23 protein-coding genes and 1 pseudogene are annotated in these 26,110 nt (G+C 35.8%); 18 read left to right on the top strand and 6 right to left on the bottom strand.

Annotation, left to right across the window (positions count from 1 at the left end; genetic code table 11):
* Positions 1-283: 283 nt before the first annotated feature.
* The 4 genes from CALKRO_RS01940 to CALKRO_RS01955 all read left to right on the top strand — a co-directional run bounded on the left by CALKRO_RS01940 (position 284) and on the right by CALKRO_RS01955 (position 4,325).
* Positions 284-1,783 carry a sugar ABC transporter ATP-binding protein gene (locus CALKRO_RS01940; RefSeq protein WP_013429443.1) on the top strand — a complete coding sequence of 500 codons (1,500 nt, stop codon included), beginning with the start codon at positions 284-286 and terminating at the stop codon, positions 1,781-1,783.
* A 37-nt stretch (positions 1,784-1,820) separates the two neighbouring features.
* Positions 1,821-2,807, top strand: a complete 987-nt coding sequence (locus CALKRO_RS01945; protein ID WP_013429444.1) for an ABC transporter permease — start codon at positions 1,821-1,823, stop codon at positions 2,805-2,807.
* A gap of 115 nt (positions 2,808-2,922) precedes the next feature.
* Entirely contained in the window at positions 2,923-3,960 is a 1,038-nt protein-coding gene (locus tag CALKRO_RS01950; RefSeq protein ID WP_013429445.1) for a substrate-binding domain-containing protein, read from the top strand.
* A 146-nt stretch (positions 3,961-4,106) separates the two neighbouring features.
* The gene (locus CALKRO_RS01955; RefSeq protein ID WP_041741510.1) at positions 4,107-4,325 is read left to right on the top strand and encodes a hypothetical protein; all 219 of its coding nucleotides are present in this window, start codon (positions 4,107-4,109) and stop codon (positions 4,323-4,325) included.
* A gap of 14 nt (positions 4,326-4,339) precedes the next feature.
* Here CALKRO_RS01955 and CALKRO_RS14130 read toward each other — a convergent pair whose 3' ends face one another.
* On the bottom strand, positions 4,340-4,462 hold the full coding sequence (locus tag CALKRO_RS14130) for a hypothetical protein (RefSeq protein ID WP_408605132.1): 123 nt from the start codon (positions 4,460-4,462) through the stop codon (positions 4,340-4,342).
* Between the two features lie 311 nt (positions 4,463-4,773).
* Entirely contained in the window at positions 4,774-5,046 is a 273-nt protein-coding gene (locus CALKRO_RS14135; RefSeq protein WP_408605133.1) for a transposase, read from the bottom strand.
* 574 nt (positions 5,047-5,620) lie between these two features.
* Here CALKRO_RS14135 and CALKRO_RS13220 point away from each other — a divergent pair.
* The 11 genes and pseudogenes from CALKRO_RS13220 to CALKRO_RS02005 all read left to right on the top strand — a co-directional run.
* Positions 5,621-6,025 (top strand): annotated as a pseudogene (locus tag CALKRO_RS13220) (UPF0236 family transposase-like protein); the annotation flags it as partial.
* 133 nt (positions 6,026-6,158) lie between these two features.
* Positions 6,159-7,082: an Rpn family recombination-promoting nuclease/putative transposase gene (locus tag CALKRO_RS01970; protein WP_013429448.1), complete on the top strand. Its 924-nt coding sequence runs from the start codon at positions 6,159-6,161 to the stop codon at positions 7,080-7,082.
* 279 nt (positions 7,083-7,361) lie between these two features.
* Positions 7,362-7,496: a hypothetical protein gene (locus tag CALKRO_RS13975; protein WP_272940828.1), complete on the top strand. Its 135-nt coding sequence runs from the start codon at positions 7,362-7,364 to the stop codon at positions 7,494-7,496.
* Between the two features lie 168 nt (positions 7,497-7,664).
* Positions 7,665-9,122: a glutamate--tRNA ligase gene (gene gltX / locus CALKRO_RS01975; protein ID WP_013429449.1), complete on the top strand. Its 1,458-nt coding sequence runs from the start codon at positions 7,665-7,667 to the stop codon at positions 9,120-9,122.
* A gap of 41 nt (positions 9,123-9,163) precedes the next feature.
* The gene (gene epsC, locus CALKRO_RS01980; RefSeq protein WP_013429450.1) at positions 9,164-9,868 is read left to right on the top strand and encodes a serine O-acetyltransferase EpsC; all 705 of its coding nucleotides are present in this window, start codon (positions 9,164-9,166) and stop codon (positions 9,866-9,868) included.
* On the top strand, positions 9,825-11,222 hold the full coding sequence (cysS, locus tag CALKRO_RS01985) for a cysteine--tRNA ligase (RefSeq protein ID WP_013429451.1): 1,398 nt from the start codon (positions 9,825-9,827) through the stop codon (positions 11,220-11,222). Before epsC ends, cysS begins: the two co-directional genes overlap by 44 nt.
* Positions 11,223-11,385: 163 nt before the next feature.
* Complete coding sequence (locus CALKRO_RS01990) at positions 11,386-11,751, top strand: type II toxin-antitoxin system Phd/YefM family antitoxin (RefSeq protein WP_013429452.1); 366 nt, start codon at positions 11,386-11,388, stop codon at positions 11,749-11,751.
* A gap of 3 nt (positions 11,752-11,754) precedes the next feature.
* Positions 11,755-11,889, top strand: a complete 135-nt coding sequence (locus tag CALKRO_RS13980) for a type II toxin-antitoxin system RelE family toxin (RefSeq protein WP_272940829.1) — start codon at positions 11,755-11,757, stop codon at positions 11,887-11,889.
* A 243-nt stretch (positions 11,890-12,132) separates the two neighbouring features.
* The gene (gene tnpA, locus CALKRO_RS02000; RefSeq protein ID WP_013429453.1) at positions 12,133-12,540 is read left to right on the top strand and encodes an IS200/IS605 family transposase; all 408 of its coding nucleotides are present in this window, start codon (positions 12,133-12,135) and stop codon (positions 12,538-12,540) included.
* Positions 12,534-12,578: a helix-turn-helix domain-containing protein gene (locus CALKRO_RS14055; protein WP_083789258.1), complete on the top strand. Its 45-nt coding sequence runs from the start codon at positions 12,534-12,536 to the stop codon at positions 12,576-12,578. The genes tnpA and CALKRO_RS14055 overlap by 7 nt, the downstream gene beginning before the upstream one ends.
* Before the next feature lie 201 nt (positions 12,579-12,779).
* The gene (locus tag CALKRO_RS02005; protein WP_013429454.1) at positions 12,780-13,286 is read left to right on the top strand and encodes a DUF421 domain-containing protein; all 507 of its coding nucleotides are present in this window, start codon (positions 12,780-12,782) and stop codon (positions 13,284-13,286) included.
* A 12-nt stretch (positions 13,287-13,298) separates the two neighbouring features.
* Here the strand turns inward: CALKRO_RS02005 and CALKRO_RS02010 are convergent, their stop codons facing one another.
* Positions 13,299-13,655 (bottom strand): gamma-glutamylcyclotransferase family protein, encoded by a 357-nt coding sequence (locus CALKRO_RS02010; protein ID WP_013429455.1) that lies wholly within the window; start codon positions 13,653-13,655, stop codon positions 13,299-13,301.
* 49 nt (positions 13,656-13,704) lie between these two features.
* The gene (locus CALKRO_RS02015) at positions 13,705-14,091 is read right to left on the bottom strand and encodes a winged helix-turn-helix transcriptional regulator (protein WP_013429456.1); all 387 of its coding nucleotides are present in this window, start codon (positions 14,089-14,091) and stop codon (positions 13,705-13,707) included.
* A 145-nt stretch (positions 14,092-14,236) separates the two neighbouring features.
* Between CALKRO_RS02015 and CALKRO_RS02020 the strand changes: the two genes are divergently transcribed.
* Both CALKRO_RS02020 and CALKRO_RS13075 read left to right on the top strand, forming a co-directional pair.
* A complete protein-coding gene (locus tag CALKRO_RS02020) occupies positions 14,237-15,424 on the top strand; it encodes an iron-containing alcohol dehydrogenase (protein ID WP_013429457.1) in 1,188 nt (395 codons plus the stop codon).
* Between the two features lie 235 nt (positions 15,425-15,659).
* Entirely contained in the window at positions 15,660-20,678 is a 5,019-nt protein-coding gene (locus CALKRO_RS13075) for an endo-1,4-beta-xylanase (protein WP_013429458.1), read from the top strand.
* Between the two features lie 71 nt (positions 20,679-20,749).
* Here the strand turns inward: CALKRO_RS13075 and CALKRO_RS02030 are convergent, their stop codons facing one another.
* Entirely contained in the window at positions 20,750-22,639 is a 1,890-nt protein-coding gene (locus CALKRO_RS02030; RefSeq protein WP_013429459.1) for an APC family permease, read from the bottom strand.
* 417 nt (positions 22,640-23,056) lie between these two features.
* Here CALKRO_RS02030 and CALKRO_RS02035 point away from each other — a divergent pair, with 417 nt between their 5' ends.
* Positions 23,057-25,015 (top strand): glycoside hydrolase family 127 protein, encoded by a 1,959-nt coding sequence (locus CALKRO_RS02035; protein ID WP_013429460.1) that lies wholly within the window; start codon positions 23,057-23,059, stop codon positions 25,013-25,015.
* Positions 25,016-25,028: 13 nt separating this feature from the next.
* Here the strand turns inward: CALKRO_RS02035 and CALKRO_RS02040 are convergent, their stop codons facing one another.
* Complete coding sequence (locus CALKRO_RS02040) at positions 25,029-25,919, bottom strand: polysaccharide deacetylase family protein (protein WP_013429461.1); 891 nt, start codon at positions 25,917-25,919, stop codon at positions 25,029-25,031.
* Positions 25,920-26,110 lie beyond the last annotated feature (191 nt).

Below are 26,110 nucleotides of genomic sequence, written 5' to 3' on the forward strand. Positions count from 1 at the left end.
TCACCACTTTTGCAATTTATATGAAAATTATATCACCGAAAAAGTTGTATGTGAACAAGTTTAATACGTTTTCTTTTCTTCAGTGTATTACATTTTATCAAGCCTGTCAACAATCTGAACACTTTTGATAACATCGTTCAAAATAATAAAAATTTTTTGATTAAAAAAGAAGGATTTTTGATTTTGGTGTAGAATATATATAAATAGAAAAGCAAATGATAAATCAGAGTAAATAGATTTAACAAAACTACAATAATTTTTAACAAAGCGAGGTGAGATTTGCATGAAAAGCTGCACTGATAGCGAACTTTTAAGGCTGCATGGAATTACAAAGATTTTTCCAGGGACAGTTGCACTTTCTGATGTTTCGTTTTCTGTAAACAAAGCTGAAATTCATGCAATAGTTGGTGAAAACGGTGCTGGAAAGTCAACTTTGATGAATATCATATCAGGAAGCCTTCTTCCAGACAAAGGTGAGATATACCTTGAGGGCAAGAAGGTAAATATCAGGTCTCCAAGAGATGCTCAAAATCTTGGCATTAGCATAGTTCACCAGGAGCTTGCGCTCTGTCCGCATCTTACTGTTGCTGAGAATATATATATAGGGAGGCTTCCAGAAAAGTCAGCAAAGATTGTGGATTATAAGACGCTCAACAAGATGTCGCAAGAGGTCTTGTCTTTGTTTGATGAGGTGAACATAAAGCCAACTGACAAGGTTGCAAACTTGAACGTTGCGCAACAGCAGATTGTTGAGATTGCAAAGGCAATTACATTTAACTGCAAACTTTTGATTTTGGATGAGCCAACATCGGCTTTGTCTGAAGCTGATGCAGCAGTGCTCTTTAAAATCATAAAAGATTTAAAGGCAAAAGGAATAAGCATTCTTTACATTTCTCACAGGCTACGTGAGATTTTTGAGCTTGCAGACAGAATCACTGTCCTTCGCGATGGCAGATACATCAAAACGCTGAATACGTCTGAGACAAACCCTGACCAGGTTGTAAGCCTGATGGTGGGAAGAGAAATCAAAGAGATGTACCCACCAAAGAGCACTTTTGTTGGCAAAGAGATCTTCAGGGTGGAAAACATTAGCTCTGACAAGGTTTACAATGTTTCATTTTCGCTCAGAGAAGGTGAAATTTTAGGTTTTGCAGGGCTTGTAGGAAGCGGAAGAACTGAGCTTGCCCAGACAATCTGCGGAATTTTGCCAAAGCATTGTGGGGAAATTTATCTTGAAGGAAAAAGGATTGAGATAAACTCGTTTGAAGATGCTATCAGGCATAAAATCGGTTATGTTACAGAAGACAGAAAACAGTTTGGTCTTTTTCTAAAACTTCCTGTTGCGCACAATGTCTCGGCAATACATCTCAAATATGATTACAAAAAGCTTTTGATTGACAAAAATCATGAACTTTCGCTTGCAGATAAGTATGTTAAAAAACTAAATGTAAAAACTTCATCATATGTACAGCTTGTTATGAGTCTTTCAGGTGGGAATCAGCAAAAGGTAATGATAGCAAAATGGCTTGCTATAAATCCAAAGATTTTGATTTTGGATGAGCCTACACGTGGAATAGATGTTGGTGCAAAGGCAGAAATTCATAGTCTTTTAAGAGAGCTTGCAAAAAACGGAATAGGGATTATTCTAATCTCATCTGAGCTTCCCGAGATAATTGGAATGTGTGACAGGGTACTTGTCATGAGAGAAGGAAGGATAACTGGAGAACTCTCTGGAGAAAAAATCACAGAAGAGAACATCATGCAGCTTGCTGCACACAAGTAATTTAACTTAATTGCGAGAAAGGAGGAGCATCTTAAAAATGTCAAATACTACTTTAAATACATCATCTAACAAAAGCCTACTAAAAAAATTGATGGGATTTAGGGAAATTACTTTGATTTTCATCATAATTGTAATAAGCGCTATTATATCGGTCCTAAGTCCAAACTTCTTGACTGCAGAAAACTTGATAACAACAGCTTTAGGTCTTGCAGCAGATGGTATCTTGGCAATAGGGATGACAGTTGTACTTGTCTCAGGCGGGGTAGATCTCTCTGTTGGTTCTGTTCTGGGGCTTTCGGCTGTCATTGCAGGTGGGCTTTATCTTAGCTATGGTGTGAACATCTGGATAGGTTCTTTTATAGCTCTTGTTATCTGTGCTCTGATTGGGCTTTTCAATGGATATTTTATAGCGCGAATTGGAATTCCACCTCTTATTGTTACGCTTGCTATGATGGGTATTGCAAGAGGTGCTGCGTATGTTCTGACTCAAGGTTCGCCTCTTTCACTTTACGGGAACTTAAAAGGCTTTGATTTTCTTGGTCAGGGTAAGGTTTTGGGGATTCCATTTTTCATCCTGTTTTTTATCATACTCATAATCCTATTTGACTTTTTGATGAGAAAGTCAGCACCGTTCAGGCTTGTGTACTATGTTGGTAGTAACGAAAATGCAGCAAAGCTTTCTGGTATAAATGTTCCAAAGGTAAAGATTTCTGTATATGTTTTAATGTCAGTCTTAGCAGGAATTGCTGGAATATTTACACTTTCAAGGTTTTCGGTTGCTGCACCAACAGCTGGAAATGGCTCAGAGCTCAATGCTATTTCAGCATGTGTCATTGGCGGAGCATCACTGGCAGGCGGTGAAGGAACAGTTCTTGGCGCAATTCTTGGTACAATCCTGGTAGGTATTATCAACAACGCGCTTGTGCTTTTGAACGTCTCTGTCTACTGGCAGAACTTAGTAAGTGGTGTAATTTTGATTGCAGCTGTGACAATTGACTATCTAACACATCAGAAAAAATCATAGAAGATTTTAAAATTAAAGGTTTGGTTTTAGCTTCTTGTTGCCTACATTGAGAAAAGTTAGTAGGCAACAGGGGTTAAAATAAATAAAAATTATATTTGAGGAGGTTTGGTAGGCTATGAAGAAGAATTTTTACAAGTACCTTTCGATCTTTTTGGCGGTTGCGCTCATTGTGTCTTTAGCTTATGCTCTTGTTCCAAGCTCAAAGGACATTACTCAAGCAAGCAGCGGCAATCCAAAGTTAAAAGGAAGTCCAAATGAGGAGTATTACATGGTGACATTTGTTTCTGGTATTGAGTACTGGAAAGGTTGCTTTAAAGGTATGAAGGCTGCAGCAGACCTGTACGGTGTAAAAGCAATCTACACAGGTGCACCACAGTTTGATGTAAACCAAGAAGTTACTGTTCTTCGTCAGGTTATTGCTAAAAAACCAGCTGGAATTTTGGTCACTTGTGCAAACCCTGACGCTCTAAAAGCCCCAATTGATGAGGCGATTAAGAAAGGAATTCCTGTTATAACATTTGACGCAGATTCACCAAAGTCAAGCAGATATTCAGTTTTGGAAACTGGAAACTATAACGCAGGTGCAATGGCTGCAAGATATCTTGGCAAGCTTTTGGGTGGCAAAGGCGAGGTTGGCATCTCAACAGTTGCTGCACAGCTCAACCATGAGCAGAGAAAACAAGGGTTTATTGATACTCTCAAGAAAGAGTTCCCAGGAATTAAAGTTGTTGCAATTGTAAACGATGAAAACGACCAGACAAAAGCTGCAAGACAGATTTCTGCTATGCTCCAGGCTCATCCAAATATCAAAGGAATATTCTGCACAGACGCTCTTGGTGGTGTTGGTGCTGCAACAGCTATCAAAGAAGCTAACAAGGTTGGCAAGGTTAAAATAGTAAGCTTTGACACTGACAAAGGAACACTTGACCTCATAAAGCAAGGAATCATTGATGCATCAATCGCGCAAGGTACATGGAACATGGGATTCTGGGGCATGACATTCCTGTTCTATCTCAAACATGGTATAGTAAATCCTGTTGACAACTGGCAGAAGTATGGTATAAATCCACTCCCACCATACGTCGACACAGGTACAATGGTTGTAACAAAACAGAATGTTGATGCGTTCTATAAGGTTAATGTGATAAAGTAATGTTAGCATAATTATAAGGTTTTGGTGTCTGTTTAAGGGAGGCTGTGTTAAAGACAAAACAGCCTCCCATTATTTTGCTTAGTGTAAAATATTTATAGGACATTTGATGGAAAAACCTCCCTCCTCTTGGTAGAAGAGAAAAAATAATGTGGAATATAATGATGAAAAAAATAAAAAAGAAAAAGGAAAAACAAACCAAAGGAGGGAGCAAAATGACTGAAAATATTGTATCAAAAATAGAAGAACTTTTAAAGACTTTTGAGGAAGGATTAGAGAAGATAGTGAAAAGGGAGAAGGATTTAGCGGAATATTCAATTGAACTTAGAGACTTGTCAAGAATTTTGTGTTTCCAATTTATAACGTAAGTTGTAAAGTTGGGTTATGTTACTGATGCATTTTCTAACACTGAAAAGCTCCATTTTTCCATTTTGTACGGCGTAAGTTCTCTTCTTGTTAAGTAAATATTAATTTCTAAGACTATGAAAGCCCTGAAAGTATCCACCTGAATTTACTTCTTGTCTTTTCAATCATGCTGTTTACACGCAAGGCGGCCTCTGTAGCAAAGAATATGCGTCCTTAATTCCTCAGGGTATTTCATATGAACAGAAAAAAACTCTGCTTTTTCTGATATTGCAGCAATAAAATCGAGGATATTTTGAAAGGTATCCATCGCAAAGTTCTTTAAATTTCAGTACAGCTTCATCGAAATCAGAAGAAGAGATTTTGATTTTATCCAAACTCTTGTTAAAAGCTGAAAGCTAAATCTTTTGTCATATGTTTTCTGACATTACGCTCAAGGTGGACAAAAGCAAGCTAAAGGTCAGCAAGAGGGTAAGCAAGTTTGACAGCATCTATAATACCAGGGAAGTCATCACTTGTGACAATTAAAACTTCTTTAAGACCTCTTGTAATTAAATCGTCAAAAACTTTCATCCAATCAACCTTATTTTCTTTGCCGAAGAAAGGGCAGAATACCAAAGATATCTTTTTTACCTTTCTTGAGTCGATACCGAGGCTGGCATTGCAAGTAGCATGTTTTGCTTTTAGAATTGTCCTTAACTTCGTTTTTGAATAACCGTCGATGATAAGAGCAAAAGCACTTGTTGGTAGTTCTCTTTTTTAGAAACTTAAGCTCATTTTTAAGGTCTTCTTTGATTTTTAGTATTTCATTTTCGGAATATGGAAGATTCAAAGCTTTCAAAGTCTTGAGAAGGGAAAGCTCAATAATAACCATTGACGTACTTGCGACATAAGAAGGGAGGCAGTCAAACTATCAACTCTTTTGTAGCGGAAAGAAGAGGATAGAAGGTGGGAAATTCTAAGGGCGTGTGCGAGGGACAGAGATTTAAAGATACAGGGCAGGTGTTGCAAGTTTTACTTCAATAAAAACCATTGCCTTTGTCATTGTCATTTTTAGCAAGGGTTACTTATCTTTCCTATAACATAAAACAATCGAGCAAGTTTTACTTGTAGTTGCTAAAGAAGCTTGGCGGATAGAGTCATCACAGGAAGCAATACATATTTAATACTTGTTTAATACTTGCTTCTTGAGCCATGTTTTTAGCAGGCTCAATAAATTTCGTTTTTATTCATTTTAAGTAGCCCCCTTGATGATTATTTCAATACTAATTATACATAATTATACAGTGGACACAATTTTATTTTAACTCCCCACTGGGATAATATAATATTAGAAGCAGCGAATGTTAATATAAAGGGATGTAGTGCAGAAGGGCATGTAAGTCATGTATTAGCAAAGAGGATGAGTTCAAGACCAAGAGGATGGAGTGAAGATATAGCAGAGAACATGGTAAAGTTATTGAGTTTAAAATACAATGGTTTTGAACTTATGAATGTATATTTAGAGAAGATAAAAGCCAAGAAGGCAGAAAGGCAAGAAGTTAAAGAAATAGCAAAAGGAATTATAAAGAACGGGAAAAGAGTACGAAAAGGTATGGAAAAGTGGAATAATATACCAGTTATAGCAAATGGTAAAGTTAACCAGTTACAAAGAGCATTAAAGTCTTTGATTAGTTGTAACTTCTATAACGCAGGTATATTCTAATAAAAATTTTTTCCTACAAACTCTTGACACTATCCTAGATGCAAAAGTTTATTGTTATCGATAATTGAAATGAGGTATAATAAAAATAGCCTGATTTTTGCAATAAATATGATTTTGCAAAAAGGAGAAAAGTATGAAGACTTATAAAAAGTATGATGAAGGATACAAAAAATTGTTTTCTAATAAAGAGAATCTAATTTGGTTTTTACAGAATGTTTTAAATGAAGAAAGATTTAAGAGATTAGAAAAAAGTGATGTAGAGATTATTGCAACCGAGTCGATAAATAAAAAGTGGCAAAAGAAAAGCTCAGACATAGTGTATAAGATAAAATATAAAGATTCTTTCTTTTGTTTGACTATTGAATTTCAAAGTAGAGAGGACAAGAGAATTTTACACAGATTATATGAATATATGCATCTCATTCAGCTCAAGAACAAAGTAAATGGTGAAATACCAGTAGTTGTGCCAATTGTGCTGTATAATGGTATAAGTCATTGGAAGCCTAATGAACAGTATAGCGAAATTATCCTATTTGCAGAAGATTTTCCAGAGTACGCACAAAATTTCAAGATAATATTCTTAGATATCAAAAGTATACCTGAGGAGAAGTTAATTAGTGCGTCAAACGTACTAGCAATAGCAATGTATATTGACCAAGTATCTAATAATCCTGAAAGGGTACTAAATAGGATATTGAATTTAAGAGGGAAAATACATCTTAACTGGGAACAGAGAGAAGAATTAGCTGATTGGTTGTATGAGGTTATTTTAAGGTCTTATGGTGTTAGTGAAGAAGAAGCTGAAGAGATGTTTAAAAAATCAGGATTGGAGGTGGATGAGATGTTTTCAAGCACGGCTGAAAAGATAAAGCAGGGAATTGAGAGAGAAAAGAAAAAAATTGCTAAAGAGGCAATGAAGCAAGGCATGAGACAAGGTATGAAACGCGCAATGAAATTAATTGCAAAACAGATGCTAAAAGATAATCAGCCTATAGAGCTTATTTCAAAGTATACGGGTCTTACACCTGAAGAAATAAAAAAATTAAAGAAGGTATAAATTGAAAAAAAACAAGTTCCTAAAGCTTGTTTTTCAAAACTTAGCATAATTAATTTATAGAAGAAAAGTTAAATACTAAGGCGATGAAATTCGCTTTAAATTGCCACAAGAAGTTCAAATACTTTGTGGCTGATAACTCCTGTCCGTAAAGCGTGCGGGCAGGAGTTTTTTGCTTTTTTAAAGAGTTTTAAGCCTTTTTAAAGGCTTTTTGGGGGGATGGACCTTGGATATTGTGTATTTTGAAATGATAGAAAACTTCAAAGAAGATAAGTATATAATTTGCTATTTGAGAAGATAAAAGAAAAGAACGACCATCGAAACATTCATGAAAACTATACGCCTGAAGAGGTAAGAGCATGGCACATGGCAGTTAAGTTTGTTACAGGGTCTAAAGAGGAGTCTCATCTGAGATGATATTTCAAAATAAAGGGAGAGTTTTAAGTTCAGCCCTTATTTTTTGGATTGACTACAGATTTTTCAAAGTTTATACTTTAAAAAGAGAGATGTTTTGCTCGTTCAAAACAAGATAAATAGCCTTTCAATAGTTTTTAAAATCTCAAAAAGAAAGGATTGAGAAATACAGTGGAAGTAAGAACAAGGTTTGCACCAAGTCCGACAGGGCATCTTCACATAGGCGGTGCAAGAACAGCACTTTTTAATTACCTTTTTGCCAAAAGATATGGGGGAAAGTTTATATTAAGGATAGAAGACACAGATTTAGAAAGATCGTCTATTGAGTCTGAAAAGGTTATAATAGAGAGTTTGAGATGGCTTGGGATTGAGTGGGATGAAGGTGTTGAGGTAGGGGGTCCCTACGGTCCTTATAGGTCGACAGAAAGAGTGGATATTTACAAAAAATATGTTGATGTTCTTTTTGAAAAAGGCTACGCATACTATTGTTACTGCACAGAAGAGGAGCTTGAGGCTCAAAGACAAGAGCTTTTATCAAAAGGTCAGATGCCAAGGTATACAGGAAAATGTAGAAACCTAACAGAGGATCAGAAGAGAAGATTTGAGCAGGAGGGGAGAAAACCAACTGTAAGGTTCAAAGTGCCAGAAGGTGTTAAGATAGTTGTCCATGATTTGGTAAGAGGCAATGTTGAGTTTTTGAGTGATGACATAGGCGACTTTGTAATTGTCAAATCTGATGGAATTCCCACATACAACTTTGCGGTTGTCATAGATGACCACTTAATGAAGATTTCGCATGTTATAAGGGGTGAAGAGCATCTTTCAAACACTCCACGCCAGATTCTAATTTACAATGCGCTTGGGTTTGAACTTCCGCAGTTTGCTCATGTTTCGCTCATACTTGGAAAAGACAGAACAAAGATGTCAAAGCGCCACGGTTCTACTTGGGTTGAGCAGTATAAAGATCAAGGGTATTTAAAAGAAGGACTTATAAACTTCTTGGCTCTGCTTGGCTGGTCACCACCAGAAGATAAGGAAATATTTGACATGGAATATCTAATTGAGAATTTCTCATTAGAAAGAGTTTCAAAAAATCCTGCAATATTTGACATTGATAAGCTAAATTATATAAACTCTCAGCATATTAAACTAAAGTCATTGGATGAGCTTACCCAGATGTGCATACCGTACTTTGTTGAAGCAGGATATATCAAAGAGGATGAGGCACAGTCCAAATTTGAATGGCTCAAGAAGATAGTAAAATCTGTGTATGAAGGACTGGATTATCTATCTCAGATCAAAGACAGAGTTGATGTATTTTTCAATAATGAAATAAAAATAGAAGAAGATGAAGCAAAAGAGGTCTTAAAGTGGGATCATGTGAAGGATTTAATTAATGTATTCGAAAATAAGATAAGGCAGATGAATGAATTGACTCCAGAAGCTATTAAGCTACTTTTCAAAGAGATTCAAAAAGAGACAGGTTACAAGGGCAAAAATCTGTTTATGCCGATAAGAGTTGTTTTGACTGGCAAAACACACGGTCCTGAGCTTGTTGAGATAATTGAGATTGTGGGGAAAGAAAACATACTAAAACGATTGGAATTCTTCAAAACGTGGTATAATTAAATTAAGAATTTTTATAGGTTTGTAAAGGAGTTTTTGAGAGTATGTTTAGATTTTTCAAGATGATTAAAGAAGAGATGGATGTTATCATGGAAAAGGACCCGGCTTGCAAGAGCAGGCTGGAAACTCTTTTGTATCCAAGCCTGTGGGCTATTATATATCACAGAATAGCTCACTGGTTTTACAACCGCAGGATGTACTTCATTGCAAGGTGGATTTCCCAGCGTGCAAGGCACAAAACTGGTATTGAGATACATCCCGGTGCCAAGATTGGTCGAAGGGTATTTATAGACCATGGCATGGGTGTTGTCATTGGTGAGACAGCTGAGATTGGCGACGATGTTTTAATTTACCAGGGCGTTACATTAGGTGGAACAGGTAAAGAAAAAGGTAAGCGTCATCCAACAATTGGAAACAACGTCTTAATTGGTGCTGGTGCTAAGGTTTTAGGACCCTTTAAGGTGGGGGATAATACGAAAATCGGTGCAAATGCAGTTGTTCTTCGTGAGGTTGAAGACAACTCAACAGTAGTTGGGGTACCAGGAAGAGTTGTCAGAAAGGAGAAAAAGGAAAAGCCAACTGTTGAAGAACAGCTTGACCAAGTAAGATTTCCCGACCCGCTTGCAATGCAGATTTGCAGGCTTGAGGCCAAGATAGAGGCTTTGGAGAAAAAACTTGCCGAGTATGAAAGGAGATTAAAAGAGTATGAAGCTTTACAACACTCTGACAATGACAAAAGAGGAGTTTGAACCCTTAGAAGAAGGCAAAGTAAAGATGTATGTTTGCGGTCCAACTGTTTATGATTTTATCCACATCGGCAATGCAAGGCCTTTGATTGTGTTTGATACTTTAAGGCGTTATTTTGAGTACAAAGGATATGAGGTTATCTACATTCAGAACTTTACAGATGTAGAAGATAAGATGATAAACAGAGCAAACAAAGAAGGTGTAACCGTATTTGAACTTGCTGAGAGATTCATACAAGAGTATTACAAAGATGCAGACAGATTAAATGTCAAGCGAGCAACCAAAAATCCAAGGGCAACAGAAGAGATAGAAGATATGATAGCCCTGATACAAACGCTGATTGATAAAGGTTATGCATATGTGGTTGATGGTGATGTGTATTTTAGAACAAGAAAATTTGCCGAGTATGGAAAGCTTTCTCACAAGAACATTGAAGAGCTGATGGCTGGCGCGCGCGTTGACCCGAACGAAAAGAAAGAAGACCCGCTTGATTTTGCCCTGTGGAAGGCTAAAAAAGAAGGTGAGCCAGCATGGAGTTCACCTTGGGGTGAGGGAAGACCCGGCTGGCATATAGAGTGTTCTGTTATGGCAATGAAATACCTTGGGCAGACTATTGACATTCATGCAGGCGGACAGGATTTGATTTTTCCTCATCATGAAAATGAGATTGCCCAGAGCGAGGCTTCAACAGGGAAACCTTTTGCACGTTTTTGGCTTCACAATGGGTATGTGAATATAAACAATGAAAAGATGTCAAAGTCGCTTGGGAATTTCTTTACTGTGCGTGAGATCATAGAAAAGTATCATCCAGAGGCTCTGAGACTTTTCATGCTTCAGGCTCACTATAGAAAGCCTCTGAACTTTTCTATTGATTTGATTGAACAGGCAGAAAGCGCGCTGAAGAGAATCTACACATGTTATGAAAACCTTGAATATTTGATTAAAAACGGAACAACGTCAAATAGTAGCGACAGTACACTTAAAGCTGTCTTAAAAGAGCTAAAAGCAAAATTTATAGATGCAATGGAAGATGACCTCAACACTGCCGAGGCAACAGGATATCTTTTTGAGATGGTAAGAGAAATAAATACACATTCAAATACGTGCTCAAAAGATGTACTGATTTTGGCAAGAGACACTTTAAAAGAGCTTTGCAGCATTTTAGGAATCTTAGAGCAATATGAAGAGAAAAAGGATGAAATTCCACCAGAGATTTTAGAGCTTGTTGAAAAGAGAAACGAGGCAAGAAAAGCTAAAAACTTTCTTGAAGCGGACAGGATACGAGATGATCTAAGGAGTTTAGGCTATATAGTTTTGGACACACCCCAAGGCACAAAGATTGAGAGGATAAAATAAAACAAAAAAGGCTGCCAGTATATCAAATATCTTAGCTCTGGCGGTCTATTTTTTTAAAGTATTATCTTAAAAAATCATGAAAATTTTCATTAACTTTTTATTGAAATTCATGTGTACTTCATGTCTAATTTCAAATAGAAGAGCGATGAAGGGTAGTATTAAAATGTCGGAAGTCAAATTAAGTACTCAACAAATGAAATTCTCCAACTTGAAAGAATTGGTTTCGCATATGATTTCGATAAGTGAACTTTCAAGAGGCAGAGCTTCAAAAATTATTGATGAAGTTGCTAAAAAGAAAAAGAATTTTCTCGTTATCAAAAACAACAAGCCACAGGCAGTTATAATACCTATTGATTTATATGACCAACTTATACAGGCACATGAGGACTATAAGCTCCTGCTTCTGGCCCTCAAAAGAACTGAAAATTTAAAACAAGAAGATTGTTCTACTTTCGAACAAGTGGTTGAAGAAGCTGGCTTTACACTTGAAGAAATTGATAAGTTAGCAGAATCGGTGGAGATAGAATAAAATGTGGCAAGTAACTTTTTGCCAGAAGCTAAAAAAGAACTTTTTAAACTTGATAAACAAACTCAGAAAATAGTCTTGGCTGGTATATGGAAAGTTAGCAAAAATCCACATTCTCACTTATTCTATCAAAGAAAGTAATGAATTTTGTTGCAGTGTTGCCAAGAGATGGTAAATATTGCTATAAGGTGGCAGAAAAGTAAAAGAAAAAGTATGGTAAAGATTTGTTTACAAAGAGCTTTAAAAATTTAGAAGATGAAGATTTACGCTGATATTACCAAGTTTTAATAAATATTCTGTAAGAAGTCTCCATTTTCTATAAGGTGAAGATGAATTGCGGTTGATGACAATTTGGTTTGGTATATAATAGAACTGGTGATAATAATGAAATTTGATACTAATAAACATTCAGTGTTTCTTCTCTACTACCACTTGATTTTAGTAACAAAATATAGAAGGGATGTAATAGATGAGAGAATTTCAAAAAGATTAAGAGAAATCTTTGAATACATTCAACCTAATTACAACATATCCCTTCTTGAATGGAATCATGATAAAGACCATGTGCATATTTTGTTCAATGCAACTCCTACAACATCACTTTCCAAGTTTATAAATGCTTATAAAAGTGCTTCTTCAAGACTTATAAAAAAGGAATTTGCTGAAATTAAGCAAAAACTATGGAAGGAATATTTTTGGTCAAGAAGTTATTGTTTGCTGACAAGTGGTGGTGCACCAGTTGAAGTAATTAGAAAATACATTGAAAGTCAAGGTGAGAAAAGAAAATGCTGAAGGCATATAAATATCGAATATATCCTACTAAAGCATAGGAAGAATTCTTTGAAAAAACTTTTGGATGTTGCAGATTTATCTCATTTGGCATAATATGAGCAAATCTGGTGTATCATTTTTTAGTATTTTTTAAAGGTATTGTGGTTTGAAATTGATTTGGTAAATTAGAAGAGAAAGAATTTCATAATAAATCTTAGCAAAATACAAATATTTTAAGTTATAAAAGGAGTTTTAAGAAAATGCTAAAATATCTTTACATAGCATTTTGTTCAATATCAGTGTATATATTTATTATCATTGCTATTAGGCTGTTTGGCAAAAAAGATATTTCGCAGCTATCGATTACCGATTTAGTTTTTGTTTTGCTCCTCAGCAATTCTGTTCAAAATGCTATGGTAGGATCTGATTCAAGTCTTTTCGGTGGACTTGTTTCAGCAACCTCTCTATTTGCAGTAAACTTTGTTATAAAACTTATTGTATATAGGTTTCCGAAAATAGAACATTTACTTGAAGGTGAACCGTTAATATTGGTCTACAGAGGGAAAATAAATGAAAAAAATTTAGCTAAAGTAAAAATTACAAAAGAAGAACTGCTTGAAACTGTGAGAGAACATGGAGTGGCGTTGCTTGAAGATGTGGAGCTTGCTGTTTTGGAAATGGATGGTAATGTGAGTATTATCTCTAAAAAATCAGAAAGTGAATATGTGAAAAAGAAAATACCACCAAGAATAAAAAAACGAGAATAAAGCCTTTTTGCCTTATTCTCTCCACGGCTGATTTTCAAAAGGAATATAATTTTTTTCATCAACTTCACGTAGATACACATATGTCCATGCCTTTATAATCTCAGAGTTATTTAATACGACATTAACTTCTTGTCTTTTATAAATTTCTCCTTCATCTTCAAAGTCATCTATTTTTTCAATTGTATTTTCATCAACCTTATAAACCTCACCGGCTACCTTGCATCCGTTTTTGGGTACTATTGCAGGATACCAGCTTATCTTGTAAAGGGCATAACCGTTTAAGATAGCATTTCCAATAAATTTGCAACCACTTAGAAGATAATTATGACTGTTATGTGAAAGAAGAGAACCATAAACAAAAAGGTACACAATAAACTGTAACCCCCCTAACTAACTTGAATTTTAATTTGACAAAAGGCTATTCTTCTTGCAAATCACACAACTCTTCATTGCATAAATTGTATTTTAGTTTATATCCGAAATAATCATACTTATCAGCCCAATTACACATCATATCTAATATTGGCAGAACATCTTTTCCCTTTTCGGTAAGACTATACTCTACCTTTACAGGAACTTCAGGGTAAACTTTTCTTGCCACAAGACCATGTTCTTCAAGTTCTCTGAGTTGCTTTGTTAAAATTCTATGGGTAATATCAGGGATTAAGTGCTGCAGCTGAGCAAATCTGAGTGTACCATATTCTCCTAAATACCACAAAATGAGAGGTTTCCATTTTCCGCCTATGACCTCAAATGCAACTTCTATTTCGCATGTTGCTTCTTTAACTTTTTGTTTTTGGGTCATGTTTGTTAACACCTTCCTTTAGTATCATGTATGATACTTTATATCCAAAAAGTGCACTCTTGTAAACGTTGACAAGAATATTATACTAAACTTAAAAGGAATTTTGCTTTTAAAGTTTTAGATTGAATTTTGGAGGGATAAAAATATGGAGAATTTAGTATTTAACTACTTCATACCAACAAAAATATTGTTTGGACCAGGAAGTTTGAACAGGCTCAAAGACGAAAATTTGCCCGGAAAGAAAGCCTTGATTGTAATATCTACTGGAACATCTATGAAAAAGTATGGTTATCTGGACAGGCTTACAGCGATATTAAAAGAAAAGGGAATTGAGTATGTTGTATTTGATAAGATTTTGCCAAATCCTATCAAGAAACATGTTATGGAAGGGGCAAAATTAGCAAAAGAAGAAGGCTGCGACTTTGTAATTGGTCTTGGTGGAGGAAGTAGCATTGACTCTGCAAAAAGTATTGCTATTATGGCTAAAAACGATGGAGATTACTGGGACTATATTGTTGGAGGCAGCGGGAAAGGCAAATTTCCATCAAACGGTGCACTTCCAATTGTTGCAATAACCACAACAGCTGGAACTGGAACAGAGGCTGACCCTTGGACTGTTATAACAAATGAAGAGACAAACGAGAAGATAGGTTATGGCAACCAGTACACATTTCCAACTTTGTCGGTTGTAGACCCAGAGCTTATGCTAAGTGTACCACCGCATCTTACTGCTTACCAAGGGTTTGATGCTTTCTTCCATGCAGTTGAAGGGTATATTGCAAAGATTGCAACTCCAGTAAGTGATATGTTTGCACTCAAAAGCGTTGAGCTTATAGCAAAGTACTTGCCGATTTGTGTAAAAGATGGGACAAATATAGAGGCGAGAACATATGTTGCGCTTGCGAACACGTTGGCAGGGTTTGTTGAGTCGACTTCCAGCTGTACATCAGAGCATTCAATGGAACATGCCCTCTCTGCATTTTATCCAGATTTGCCACATGGTGCAGGACTTATAATGCTATCTGAAGCTTATCATACATTCTTTGCATCAAAGGTGCCTAAAAAATACATTCAGCTTGCAAGAGCAATGGGTGTTGATGTAGAACAACTTCCAGAAGATGAAAGACCGTTTGCATTTATCAAGGCAATGAAAAAGCTTCAGGAAGAGTGTGGAGTTGGGAATTTAAAGATGTCTGACTATGGAATTAAAGAGGATGAGATTGAAAAGCTTGCTGATAATGCTATAAAAACAATGGGCGGACTTTTTGAGGTTGATCCATATAAGCTTTCTTTTGAGGAAACTGTACAGATAATGAAAAATGCATATAAATAAATTGTAGAATTTAGATAAGTTTATATTATTCAAGCACAGCATAAGTAAAAAACTGCTGTGCTTATTTTGTTTGTTATAAATGAAATATTAAAGAATATTAGAAAAATTTAGTCAATATTGAAATCAAATTTAATTTAATTTTTAGGAGATTTTAGTCAAATTTTTGGGGTTTAAGTTTGAAATTTAATGTTATATATTATTCTCAAGCCAAAATAAAGGGAGGGAAGATAAAATAATGAAAAAGCGACTTATAGCATTTCTTGTGATGTTAATATTTGTCATCTCATTGCTAAATCCAATGTACCTATCATTTTTGACACCGGTTGCAAAAGCTCAAAGCAGCCAAACTAATTTAAAATTTGACTTTGAAAACGGTATCCAGGGGTGGACAGGAAGAGGTGTTTCAACTACTGTTGCAACCGTTTACGGAGTGGCTTATGAAGGAGACTACTCTTTAAAAGTTTCGGGCAGAAATTCATCATGGGATGGAGCAGTTGTTGATATTACTTCTAACGTTTCGGTAAATACCACATATACTGTATCTATGTTTGTTTATCACAATGATGCAAAGCCGCAAAGATTTGCAGTATACGCATATGTAAAAGACAGTGCAGGTGAAAAATATATACAGATTGCAGATAAGGTAGTAATGCCAAATTACTGGAAACAAATATTTGGTAAATTTACTATTAGTACATCTAATCCTCTCCAAATAGTTAAACTTCTTGTATGTGTCCCTTCTAACAAATCACTTGAATTTTATCTTGACAGTGTGATTGTAACATCTGCTCAGCCAACTTCATCAGGCATTGTAAAATCATCTACGTTTGAAAGCGGTAGCACCGAAGGCTGGCAGGCAAGAGGAACTGGCACTGATGCACAAATATCTGTTGTTGACACAGTTGCACATACAGGTAGCAAGAGTTTATATGTAACCGGAAGAGCACAGACATGGCAGGGTGCTCAAATAGATATGACAAGTGTGCTTGAGAAGGGTAAGGATTATCAGTTCAGTATATGGGTGTATCAAAATAGTGGAAAAGACCAACAGATTACTTTGACAATGTATAGAAAAAATGCAGACAATACAGAAAATTATGATACTATAAAATGGAAACAAACAGTTCCATCAGGAACATGGACAGAGGTTACAGGTTCATATACTGTCCCTCAAACGGCAACTCAGCTTATATTCTATGTTGAATCACCGGCCCTTGATTTTGATTTTTACCTTGACGATTTTACAGCAATTGACAAAAATCCTCCTGTTGTAAATCCAGGACTCATTAAGTCTTGTACATTTGAAAGTGGTACTACAGAAGATTTTGTACCAAGAGGAAGTAGTGTTTCATTAACCGTTGTTGACAATGTCTATTATCATTCAGGAACTAAAGCTTTGTATGTAAGCGGAAGGGCATCAACATGGAATGGTGCCCAGATAGATATGACAAGTCTACTTGAAAAAGGTAAGGACTATCAATTTAGTATATGGGTATATCAGAACAGTGGAAGTGACCAGAAGATAACTCTCACAATGCAAAGAAAAAATACAGATGGTAGTACTAACTATGATTCTATAAAGTATCAGCAAACAGTTCCATCGGGAGCATGGACAGAACTTTCAGGTTCATACACAGTACCTCAAACAGCAACACAGCTTATATTCTATGTTGAGTCACCAAATGCTACCTTGAGCTTTTATCTTGACGATTTTACAGCAATTGACAAAAATCCAGTTACAATTCCCGCTGCTGTAAAACAGCCAGAATGGGAGATTCCATCACTTTGTCAGCAGTACAGCCAGTATTTCAAAATTGGTGTCGCAATACCATATAAGGTTCTGCAAAACCCTGTTGAAAGTGCAATGGTACTGAAGCACTTCAACAGCATAACAGCTGAAAATGAAATGAAACCAGATGCGCTGCAAAGAACAGAAGGTCAGTTTAATTTTACTATAGCAGACCAGTATGTTAACTTTGCGCAACAAAATGGCATTGGAATAAGAGGACATACACTTGTTTGGCATAGCCAAGTGCCCAACTGGTTCTTCCAGCACAGTGACGGAACGCCGCTTGATCCAAGCAATCCAGAGGATAAACAACTTTTAAGAGATAGATTAAGAACTCATATTCAGACTGTTATGTCAAGGTATCAAGGTAAAATTTATGCATGGGATGTTGTAAACGAAGCTATTGACGAAAGCCAGCCAGATGGCTATCGAAGAAGTGAATGGTACAGAATTCTTGGACCAACACCCGAGACAAATGGTATTCCAGAATACATTGTGCTTGCATTCCAGTATGCAAGACAAGCAGACCCAAGTGCAAAACTCTTTTATAACGATTACAGCACAGAAAATCCAAAGAAAAGACAGTTTATATACAACATGGTCAAAAAATTGCACGATATGGACTTAATTGATGGTGTTGGTTTGCAAGGGCATATTAATGTGGATTCTCCAACAGTAAAAGAGATAGAAGACACAATCAATCTATTCTCAACAATTCCTGGGCTTGAGATTCAAGTAACAGAGCTTGACATAAGTGTTTACACAAGTAGCAGCCAGCGTTATGACACTCTACCGCAAGATGTAGCAATCAAACAAGCATTAAAGTTCAAAGAACTATTTGAGATGTTAAAACGTCACAGTGACAGAATTACAAATGTAACGCTTTGGGGTCTTAAAGATGATTATTCATGGCTATCAAAAGATAGGAACAACTGGCCATTGCTTTTCGATAGCAATTACCAGGCAAAATACAGCTACTGGGCAATTGTTGAACCTTCAGTTTTGCCTCTTGCAATAAACAAGGCATATGCTATAAATGCATCAGCTACAATAGATGGTGTTATGGACAGAGAATACAGAGGTGCTGTTCCGATTGAAATTAAAGATGATGCGGGAAATACAAAAGCTACAGCGAGGATGCTTTGGAATGCTAATGAAGTATATTTGTACGTATACGTAAATGACGCAATATACAATCCATCAACTGATTATGTTATGATATGTATTGACCAAGACAATGCAAAACTTCCTGAATTCAAATCAGACGATTTCTGGGCTATTATAACAAGAGGTGGCGTTTTGACTGAACTTCAAGATGGCAAGGTTGCAGCATATAAAGTTGTATCAAAGCAAGATTCATATGTTGTTGAAGCTAAGATACTTCTTGACAATCAACTTTCCAAAGGAACTAACATTGGATTTGATTTAGTAGTAAGGGATGATGCTAACGTTTTCTGCTGGAATGATAAGACAAATTCTCAGTTATATGCAACAGACAATTATGGAATTTTAAGCATGTCAGATAGCATAAAGTTTGCAACAGTTTACAAAGGTACACCTAAGATAGATGGTGAAGCGGATGCTATTTGGGACTTTGCAACACAGATAACAACACAAACACCAATTCAGGTAAGTGGCACAGTATATGCAGCAGCTTATGCAAATGTCAAACTTTTATGGGATGAAACTGCTCTGTATATTTGGGCAGACGTATATGACCCACTTTTAAACAAAGCTAATGCAAATCCATGGGAACAGGATTCGATTGAATTCTTTGTAGATGAGAATAATCATAAAACCTCTTTCTATGAAGATGACGATGTTCAATACAGAGTGAACTACGAAAACACACAGACATTTGGTACAAATGGTTCAGCACAGAACTTTATAACAAGCACGAAGATAACTCCATTTGGATACACAGTTGAAGCGAAAGTATATATGAGAACAACAGTTCTTTCTGAAGGCATGATAATAGGTTTTGATGTTCAGGTAAACGATGCTGATCATACAGGTAGAAGAGTAAATGTGATTACTTGGAACGACAAGAGTGGAAATGACTGGAGAGATACTACTGGATTTGGGTGCATTGAATTGGCACTATTTAAGAATAAAAATCTTAAACAGCTTAATATCAGTACAGGCACATTATCACCTGCATTTAATAAAGATATAACAGCTTACACTGTAACAGTGCCTTATGAAACATCTTCAATTACAGTCACTGCAGTACCAGAGGTTCCAACATCATTGGTTTATATCAATGACGTTTTGGGTAATACAAATGCTATATCATTGAATGTTGGTGTCAATACAATAAGAGTAAAGGTGGTTGCTGATGATAATTCTGAAAAGATTTATACTATAACAGTTACAAGAAATGCTCAAACAACTACTTCACCGTCGACAATAATTCCATCAACGCCTTCAACAGGTGCATCTACCACAACACAACAAACTCAGCAAACTCAACAAACACAACAGCAACAACAAACACAGACGCAAACTTCAGCACAACAGCTACAGCAAACTCAACAAGTAACTTCTCAAAATTCTGCAACAATTAAGGTTGAAGCTGACAAACCAGCAACAGTAAATCTTGGACAGGATACAAAGGTTATAGTTGTACCTGATGCTGTAACAAATAAAAATGCAGTTATCAATGTAGAAAAAGTTGAAAAAACACCTGTAGCTGTTAACATTGGTACAGTTATTGCACCGGCTATTAAGGTTAACGTTGAAAATGCGGATATAGTGAAACCTGTTCAAATAGAAATAAAAGTTGATCCAGAAGTTTTTAAAGATAACAAGATACCTGTTGCATTTGTCATAGATGAAGCAAACAAACCTACACTTGTTCCAGTTAAGAAGGGTTTAAACAAAGTTGTTGTAAATACTACAAAAGAAGGAACAATAATGGTTGTTTCAGCAAAGCTTGAAGAGGTTTATAAAGATATTACAAATACACATTGGGCATATGACACATTCAAGCAGGCTGTAACATCTGGATTGGTTGTTGGCTATAACGACATGACACTAAGACCTGCAAAAAATGTGACACTTGCTGAAGCAGCAGTTATTGTCCAAAGAGCATTCGAAGTTCAAGCAAAAGATGCTACAAAGCCTTCAAATGTTCCTGACTGGGCAGCAACAGCTGTGAAAGCTTTGCTTGATAATGAAGTTATTTCTGAAGTAGAAGATGCAAACAAACCACTTACACGAATTGAAGCAGTTTCAATCATAATGAAGACCTTAGAAAAGATTGGTGTGACGGTTGAACCAGCTGAAATTGAGTTTAGTGATCTGTTTGACCAGTCATCGATAGATGTTGAATATCTTGCAAAAGCATACAAGCTTGGTATTGTTAAAGGCTATCCAGATGGAACATTCAGACCTCAAAATACAATCACGAGAGCTGAACTTTTGACAATATTATTCAGAGCACTTAACAATCTCAAAAAGTAAACTATAATAAAGGGAGCTGAGCCCAAAAAAACATTGGCCAGCTCCCTTACTTAATTTTATGGAGAAAATCTTTAGTCTTCCTCCAACACCTTCCACAAAGGTTTGTTCTTTTTCTTCAAAACCACATCATCATCTTTCAACTGCAGTGGCATGACAGATACAACAATGTGCTTGTGTTTTAAAAGTTCTTTTTCTATAAACAGCCATGTATGGTTGTGCAAAACCTTTTGCCACCAGCGCTGTACGGTAAATTTGGGTATGATGACTGTTATCATGTCCCCCTTTTGATAGTTGTACTCTTCTGACTTTATATACTCTAAAAGCGGTTCTAATATTTTTCTATAAGGTGAATACCTTATTACAAGTGGGATGGAACAATTGAGCATTTTATATCTTTCTTGTAGCTTTTTTGCCTGCTCTTCATTTATTGATACATTAAAAGCAATTATATTGTCTGAGATTGTCTTTGCAAATCTTAAAGCACGAATGCTTGCCTTGTTTAAACTTTCAATTGGAACAATAACCCTGTTTCTATATATATTGTGTTCAACATCCAAAAGTTCTTTATCTTCAGGTGTTACTCTCAGCTGGTCGGCAACGGCAATATAATGAAGCTTTACCTTTATCATTGCAAAGACAAGTAGAGGAATTAAAAGAACAACAATCCACGCACCTTCTTTGAATTTAGTTATTGCAATTATAATGACAACAACAAATGTTGTGAGTGCACCAAATCCGTTTATAAATGCTTTTATATGCCAGTGATTGCCTTTGTTTCTAAGCCACCTTACAAACATACCTGATTGAGATAGTGTAAATGATATAAAAACACCAACCGCATAAAGTCCAATGAGTGCTGTAACGTTACCATTAAATGCTACAATCAAAAGGGCGGATACCAAAGCAAGGATGATAATTCCATTTGAGTATGAGAGCTTGTCACCTTTGAGACTCAGCTGCCTTGGAACAAATTCTTCTTTTGCCATGACAGCAACAAGCATTGGAAAACCCGAAAATGCTGTGTTTGCAGCAAAAACAAGGATTATAAAGGTTGTTGCAGCAACAATGTAATACATAAAGCTTTTGCCAAAAATTTCTTGCGCCATCAAAACAAGCATAGCACCTTCAGAAGGAACTATATGGTAGTGTGTTGCCAAAAGTGTTGTTCCGCCAAATAACACGAGGATTATCAACGATAATAAAAGCAAAACAGTTTTAGCATGTTTTGTTGCCGGGTCTTTAAAGTTTGGAACAGCATTTGATACAGCCTCAATTCCAGTCAGTGCTGTGCACCCGCTTGCAAATGCCTTCAAAAGCAAAACGAGAGTAACAGGATGTGAAGAATAATTTACTTTTGGCTCTGGCGGAACATATCCCATCTTTAGCTTTATATATCCACCTAAAATTAAAGCCAAAATTGAAAACATAAAAGCATAAGCAGGTATACCAAATATTCTGGATGATTCTCTTATTCCTCTTAAATTTCCAATCATCAAAAATAGAACTAAAAATAGACATAGGGCAATCTTATAAGGCTTTAAAAATTCAAGTGCGGTTACAATCTGGTCAACACCCGACGAGATAGAAACTGCTACTGTCAAGATGTAGTCAACTGACAAAGCTGCTCCTGCCACAATGCCTGCCAAAACGCCGAGGTTGTCCTTCGCGACAATGAAAGCGCCGCCACCATTTGGATAGTTTTCAATAGTTTGTCTGTAAGAGAGCATTAAAATAAAAAGAAGTATTATGATTGCAGTAGTTACAACAGATATTTCTTTAAAAGCAAGAAATCCTATTGCAGGCAAGAGTACATACAAAATTTCTTGTCCAGCGTATGCAACTGATGATATAGCATCGCTTGACAAAATTGGCAATCCCCATAAAACACCATATTTTTCTGTCTTTTCAGCTTCGTTTGGCAGAGGCTTTCCTATGAGAATTCTTTTGAGCTTCTCAAACAAGCTAAAATTCCTCCTTTAACTTGATGATTTTAAGCCTATTTCAGATGATTACAAAATTATATTCCCCGGAAAGCTTTATTTCAATTGTTATTTTGATGTTTTAAGATAAAAGGAATACAAAGAATTGTAGAGGTTTTGAACAAAGAATAAACAGTTTCAAAAGACAAGCAAAGGGCTTGATTTTACTTATCTTTTTCAAATAAAAGCTAAAATAAGGTAAAAAAAATATGTACAAAAACAAAAGAGACAATTTGGTGAAAATTTATATTTTCCATTGATAAATTTGAGTGTCGTTTAAAAAGATTTAGCTGATTTTCCTTAGGTAATTTTAGATTTTTCATCTTGAAAAGTGAATAAAAATATTAGAAAATAAAATTAGTTTAGAAAAACAAAAAATATTTTAGGTAGGTGAAAAAGATGAGTGATAAAGATTTTTCAGTATATTTGAATTCTCCCAGAATAAAAGATGTTTCAATCACAGATCCTTTTTGGAGAAAATACATAGACCTTGTAAAAGATGTGGTAGTTCCATATCAATGGGAGATACTCAATGATAATGTTGATATTCCAGTCAAAAGCCATGCAATAAAGAATTTCAAGATAGCAGCAGGACTTGAGGAAGGCGAATTTGAAGGATTTGTTTTTCAAGACAGCGATGTTGCAAAGTGGCTTGAGGCAGCTTCATACGTCCTTGAAAAGTACCCAAACCCTGATTTGGAAAAGAAAGTTGATGAGGTTATACAGCTGATTGGCAAGGCTCAATGGGAAGATGGATATCTCAATACATATTTTACTATCAAAGAAAAGGGTAAAAGGTGGACAAATTTAGAAGAGTGTCATGAGCTTTACACTGCAGGGCACATGATAGAGGCAGGTTGTGCGCATTTTCTGGCAACTGGCAAAACAACCCTTTTGGAGATTGTAAAAAAGATTGCAGACCACATATACAATGTTTTTGGCAAAGAAGAAGGTAAAATTCCGGGGTATGATGGTCATCCAGAGATTGAACTTGCGCTTGTAAAGCTCTATGAAGTGACAGGGGACAGAAAATATTTAGAGCTTGCAAAGTTTTTTGTTGATGAAAGAGGTCAAGAGCCTTACTACTTTGATATTGAGTATGAAAAAAGAGGGAAAAAAAGTCACTGGGCTGGTTTTAAAAGTCTTGGCAGAGAGTATTTGCAAGCCTACAGGCCTTTAAGGCAGCAGAAAGAAGCTGTTGGTCATGCAGTAAGAGCAGTTTATCTTTATTCTGGAGCTGCAGATGTTGCAGCATATACACAAGATAAAGAGCTTTTTGATGTGTGCAAGACTCTCTTTGATGACATAGTCAAAAGGAAGATGTATATCACAGGTGCAATTGGTTCATCTGCTCATGGTGAGGCATTTACATTTGAGTATGATTTGCCAAATGATACAGCGTATGCTGAGACTTGTGCATCTGTAGGTCTTATCTTTTTTGCACATCGCTTAAACAAAATAGAACCGCATGCTAAGTATTATGATGTTGTAGAAAGAGCTCTTTATAACACCGTTATTGGTTCTATGTCGCAGGATGGTAAAAAGTATTTTTATGTAAATCCTCTTGAGGTATATCCGAAAGAAGTGGAAAAGAGGTTTGACAGGCGCCATGTAAAACCAGAACGTCAACCTTGGTTTGGGTGTGCGTGCTGTCCGCCAAATGTTGCAAGGCTTTTAGCCTCTTTGGGAAGGTATATTTATAGTTACAACCATGAAGGGATTTACGTGAATTTATACATTGGCAGCAGTGTTCAGGTTGAAGTAGGTGGTGTTAAGGTTTTACTCCAGCAAATGTCAAGTTATCCTTTTGAAGACATAGTCAAGATAGATTTAAAACCTTCAAAAGAAGCAAGATTTAAGCTTTATCTTAGAATTCCAAGTTGGTGTGAAAGCTATGAGGTTTATGTAAATGGGAAGAAAGAAGAGCCAGAAGAACCGCCCAGCGGCTATGTTTGCATTGAGAGGTTGTGGAAAGAAAATGATCAAGTTATATTAAAGATACCAACAGAGGTTAAAATGGTAAGTTCACACCCGCAGGTGAGGAGCAATGTAGGTAAAGTGGCAGTTGTGAAAGGCCCTGTTGTATTTTGTGCAGAAGAAGCAGACAATGGCAAGAATTTGCATCTGCTTTTTGTTGATGTAAATGGCAAAGGCAAGTTAGAATTTGATAGCAATATTTTAGGAGGTTTGTACACAGTTGAAGTAGATGGTTTTAGGATGGCAGAAGATGATTTTGGAGAAGAGCTTTACAAGAGCCACAGGCCAAAGTTTGTTCCAGCAAAAATAAAGCTCATTCCTTATTATGCTTGGGCAAATAGGGGAGCTAATGAGATGAGGGTATGGCTTCTTACCAAATAAAGAGAGAGGCTTTTTAGCCTCTCTTTTGAATAAAATTGTATTGTAGTTTTTCATCAAGCAATTTGGTAGGTTGTTTAGATTTGCGGATTTTGTTGCTGGATTTGTGCACATATACATCAAAATATTCACCATTTACAATTTTTACAAACTGGTCAAAAGTAGTTTTTTGTGAGATAGTAAACCGTGGGATCTCATACGGGTCAGTAGAAGATGTCACATATCCTTTTTTGGTAGTAAAAGCTAATTTGTAGTTAAAAGACTTTAAAACTTCTATTACTTTTTCGTCATATGCGCCAAACGGATAAGCAAAATAAGGAGAATTTATAAGCATTTGATTGTTTACAAAATCAAAAATGATGTCCAGCATGTTAGCCTGAAGGAGAATGGGCATTCCATTTAGCAGCCTATGCATGTCATATGTGTGGGAACCAAACTCAAAGACGTCTGTATATTTAAGAGTGTCTTCAAATGAAAGATACTCAAATTCATTTGAGGAATTTTTAGATATTAAAAATTTTCCAATTACAAATATACATGCTCTAAACCTATATTTTTTTAAGATAGGATATGCTAAGGTAATATTGTTTTTGTAACCATCATCCATTGTAATCACAACTGATTTTTTAGGGGGAGTATACTCGCCTTTCAAAAATTTATATAATTCTTCCATTGTCAGTGTTTTAAAATTATTTTTATATAAATATTCCATTTGTCTTTCAAATTTTTGAATGTTTACAACTGTTGAAGAATTATAATCTTGAGCTTCTTTTTGGTCCTTTGCAAAATAGTGATATACAAGTACTGGTATCTTTATTTGCTGAGGTTGTGCGAAAACTAAATCAGAAGAAATAAGTGTATAAATTAATATTACTGCAAAAAATGCTGAGACAAATCTAACTTTCATTTGCAATTTCACCTTCTTTTTTGATGAACATATGTTGCCTCACAATTAAAAGATTATAAAGATATTTTGTGTGATTATTTTTAAAAGAATGTTACAAAAATTAGATAATTTATCGCAATAGTTGTTTTATCTAAAAATAAAAAGACTGCCACCTTTTTTATTTGGTAACCTTATGTGGCAGTCTCCATGCT

This window comes from Caldicellulosiruptor kronotskyensis 2002 (genome assembly GCF_000166775.1).
In the GTDB taxonomy this organism is placed as follows: domain Bacteria; phylum Bacillota; class Thermoanaerobacteria; order Caldicellulosiruptorales; family Caldicellulosiruptoraceae; genus Caldicellulosiruptor; species Caldicellulosiruptor kronotskyensis.

Excerpts from the sequence above, each read along its gene's own strand:
- CALKRO_RS02040 (WP_013429461.1), bottom strand. The coding sequence starts at position 25,919 with ATGAAAGTTAGATTTGTCTCAGCATTTTTTGCAGTAATATTAATTTAT.
- CALKRO_RS01990 (WP_013429452.1), top strand. The coding sequence starts at position 11,386 with ATGTCGGAAGTCAAATTAAGTACTCAACAAATGAAATTCTCCAACTTG.
- cysS (WP_013429451.1), top strand. The coding sequence starts at position 9,825 with ATGAAGCTTTACAACACTCTGACAATGACAAAAGAGGAGTTTGAACCC.
- CALKRO_RS13075 (WP_013429458.1), top strand. The coding sequence starts at position 15,660 with ATGAAAAAGCGACTTATAGCATTTCTTGTGATGTTAATATTTGTCATC.
- CALKRO_RS02020 (WP_013429457.1), top strand. The coding sequence starts at position 14,237 with ATGGAGAATTTAGTATTTAACTACTTCATACCAACAAAAATATTGTTT.
- CALKRO_RS01940 (WP_013429443.1), top strand. The coding sequence starts at position 284 with ATGAAAAGCTGCACTGATAGCGAACTTTTAAGGCTGCATGGAATTACA.
- CALKRO_RS01955 (WP_041741510.1), top strand. The coding sequence starts at position 4,107 with ATGTGGAATATAATGATGAAAAAAATAAAAAAGAAAAAGGAAAAACAA.
- CALKRO_RS02005 (WP_013429454.1), top strand. The coding sequence starts at position 12,780 with ATGCTAAAATATCTTTACATAGCATTTTGTTCAATATCAGTGTATATA.
- CALKRO_RS02035 (WP_013429460.1), top strand. The coding sequence starts at position 23,057 with ATGAGTGATAAAGATTTTTCAGTATATTTGAATTCTCCCAGAATAAAA.
- CALKRO_RS01945 (WP_013429444.1), top strand. The coding sequence starts at position 1,821 with ATGTCAAATACTACTTTAAATACATCATCTAACAAAAGCCTACTAAAA.
- tnpA (WP_013429453.1), top strand. The coding sequence starts at position 12,133 with ATGAAATTTGATACTAATAAACATTCAGTGTTTCTTCTCTACTACCAC.
- CALKRO_RS01950 (WP_013429445.1), top strand. The coding sequence starts at position 2,923 with ATGAAGAAGAATTTTTACAAGTACCTTTCGATCTTTTTGGCGGTTGCG.
- CALKRO_RS01970 (WP_013429448.1), top strand. The coding sequence starts at position 6,159 with ATGAAGACTTATAAAAAGTATGATGAAGGATACAAAAAATTGTTTTCT.
- epsC (WP_013429450.1), top strand. The coding sequence starts at position 9,164 with ATGTTTAGATTTTTCAAGATGATTAAAGAAGAGATGGATGTTATCATG.
- CALKRO_RS02015 (WP_013429456.1), bottom strand. The coding sequence starts at position 14,091 with ATGACCCAAAAACAAAAAGTTAAAGAAGCAACATGCGAAATAGAAGTT.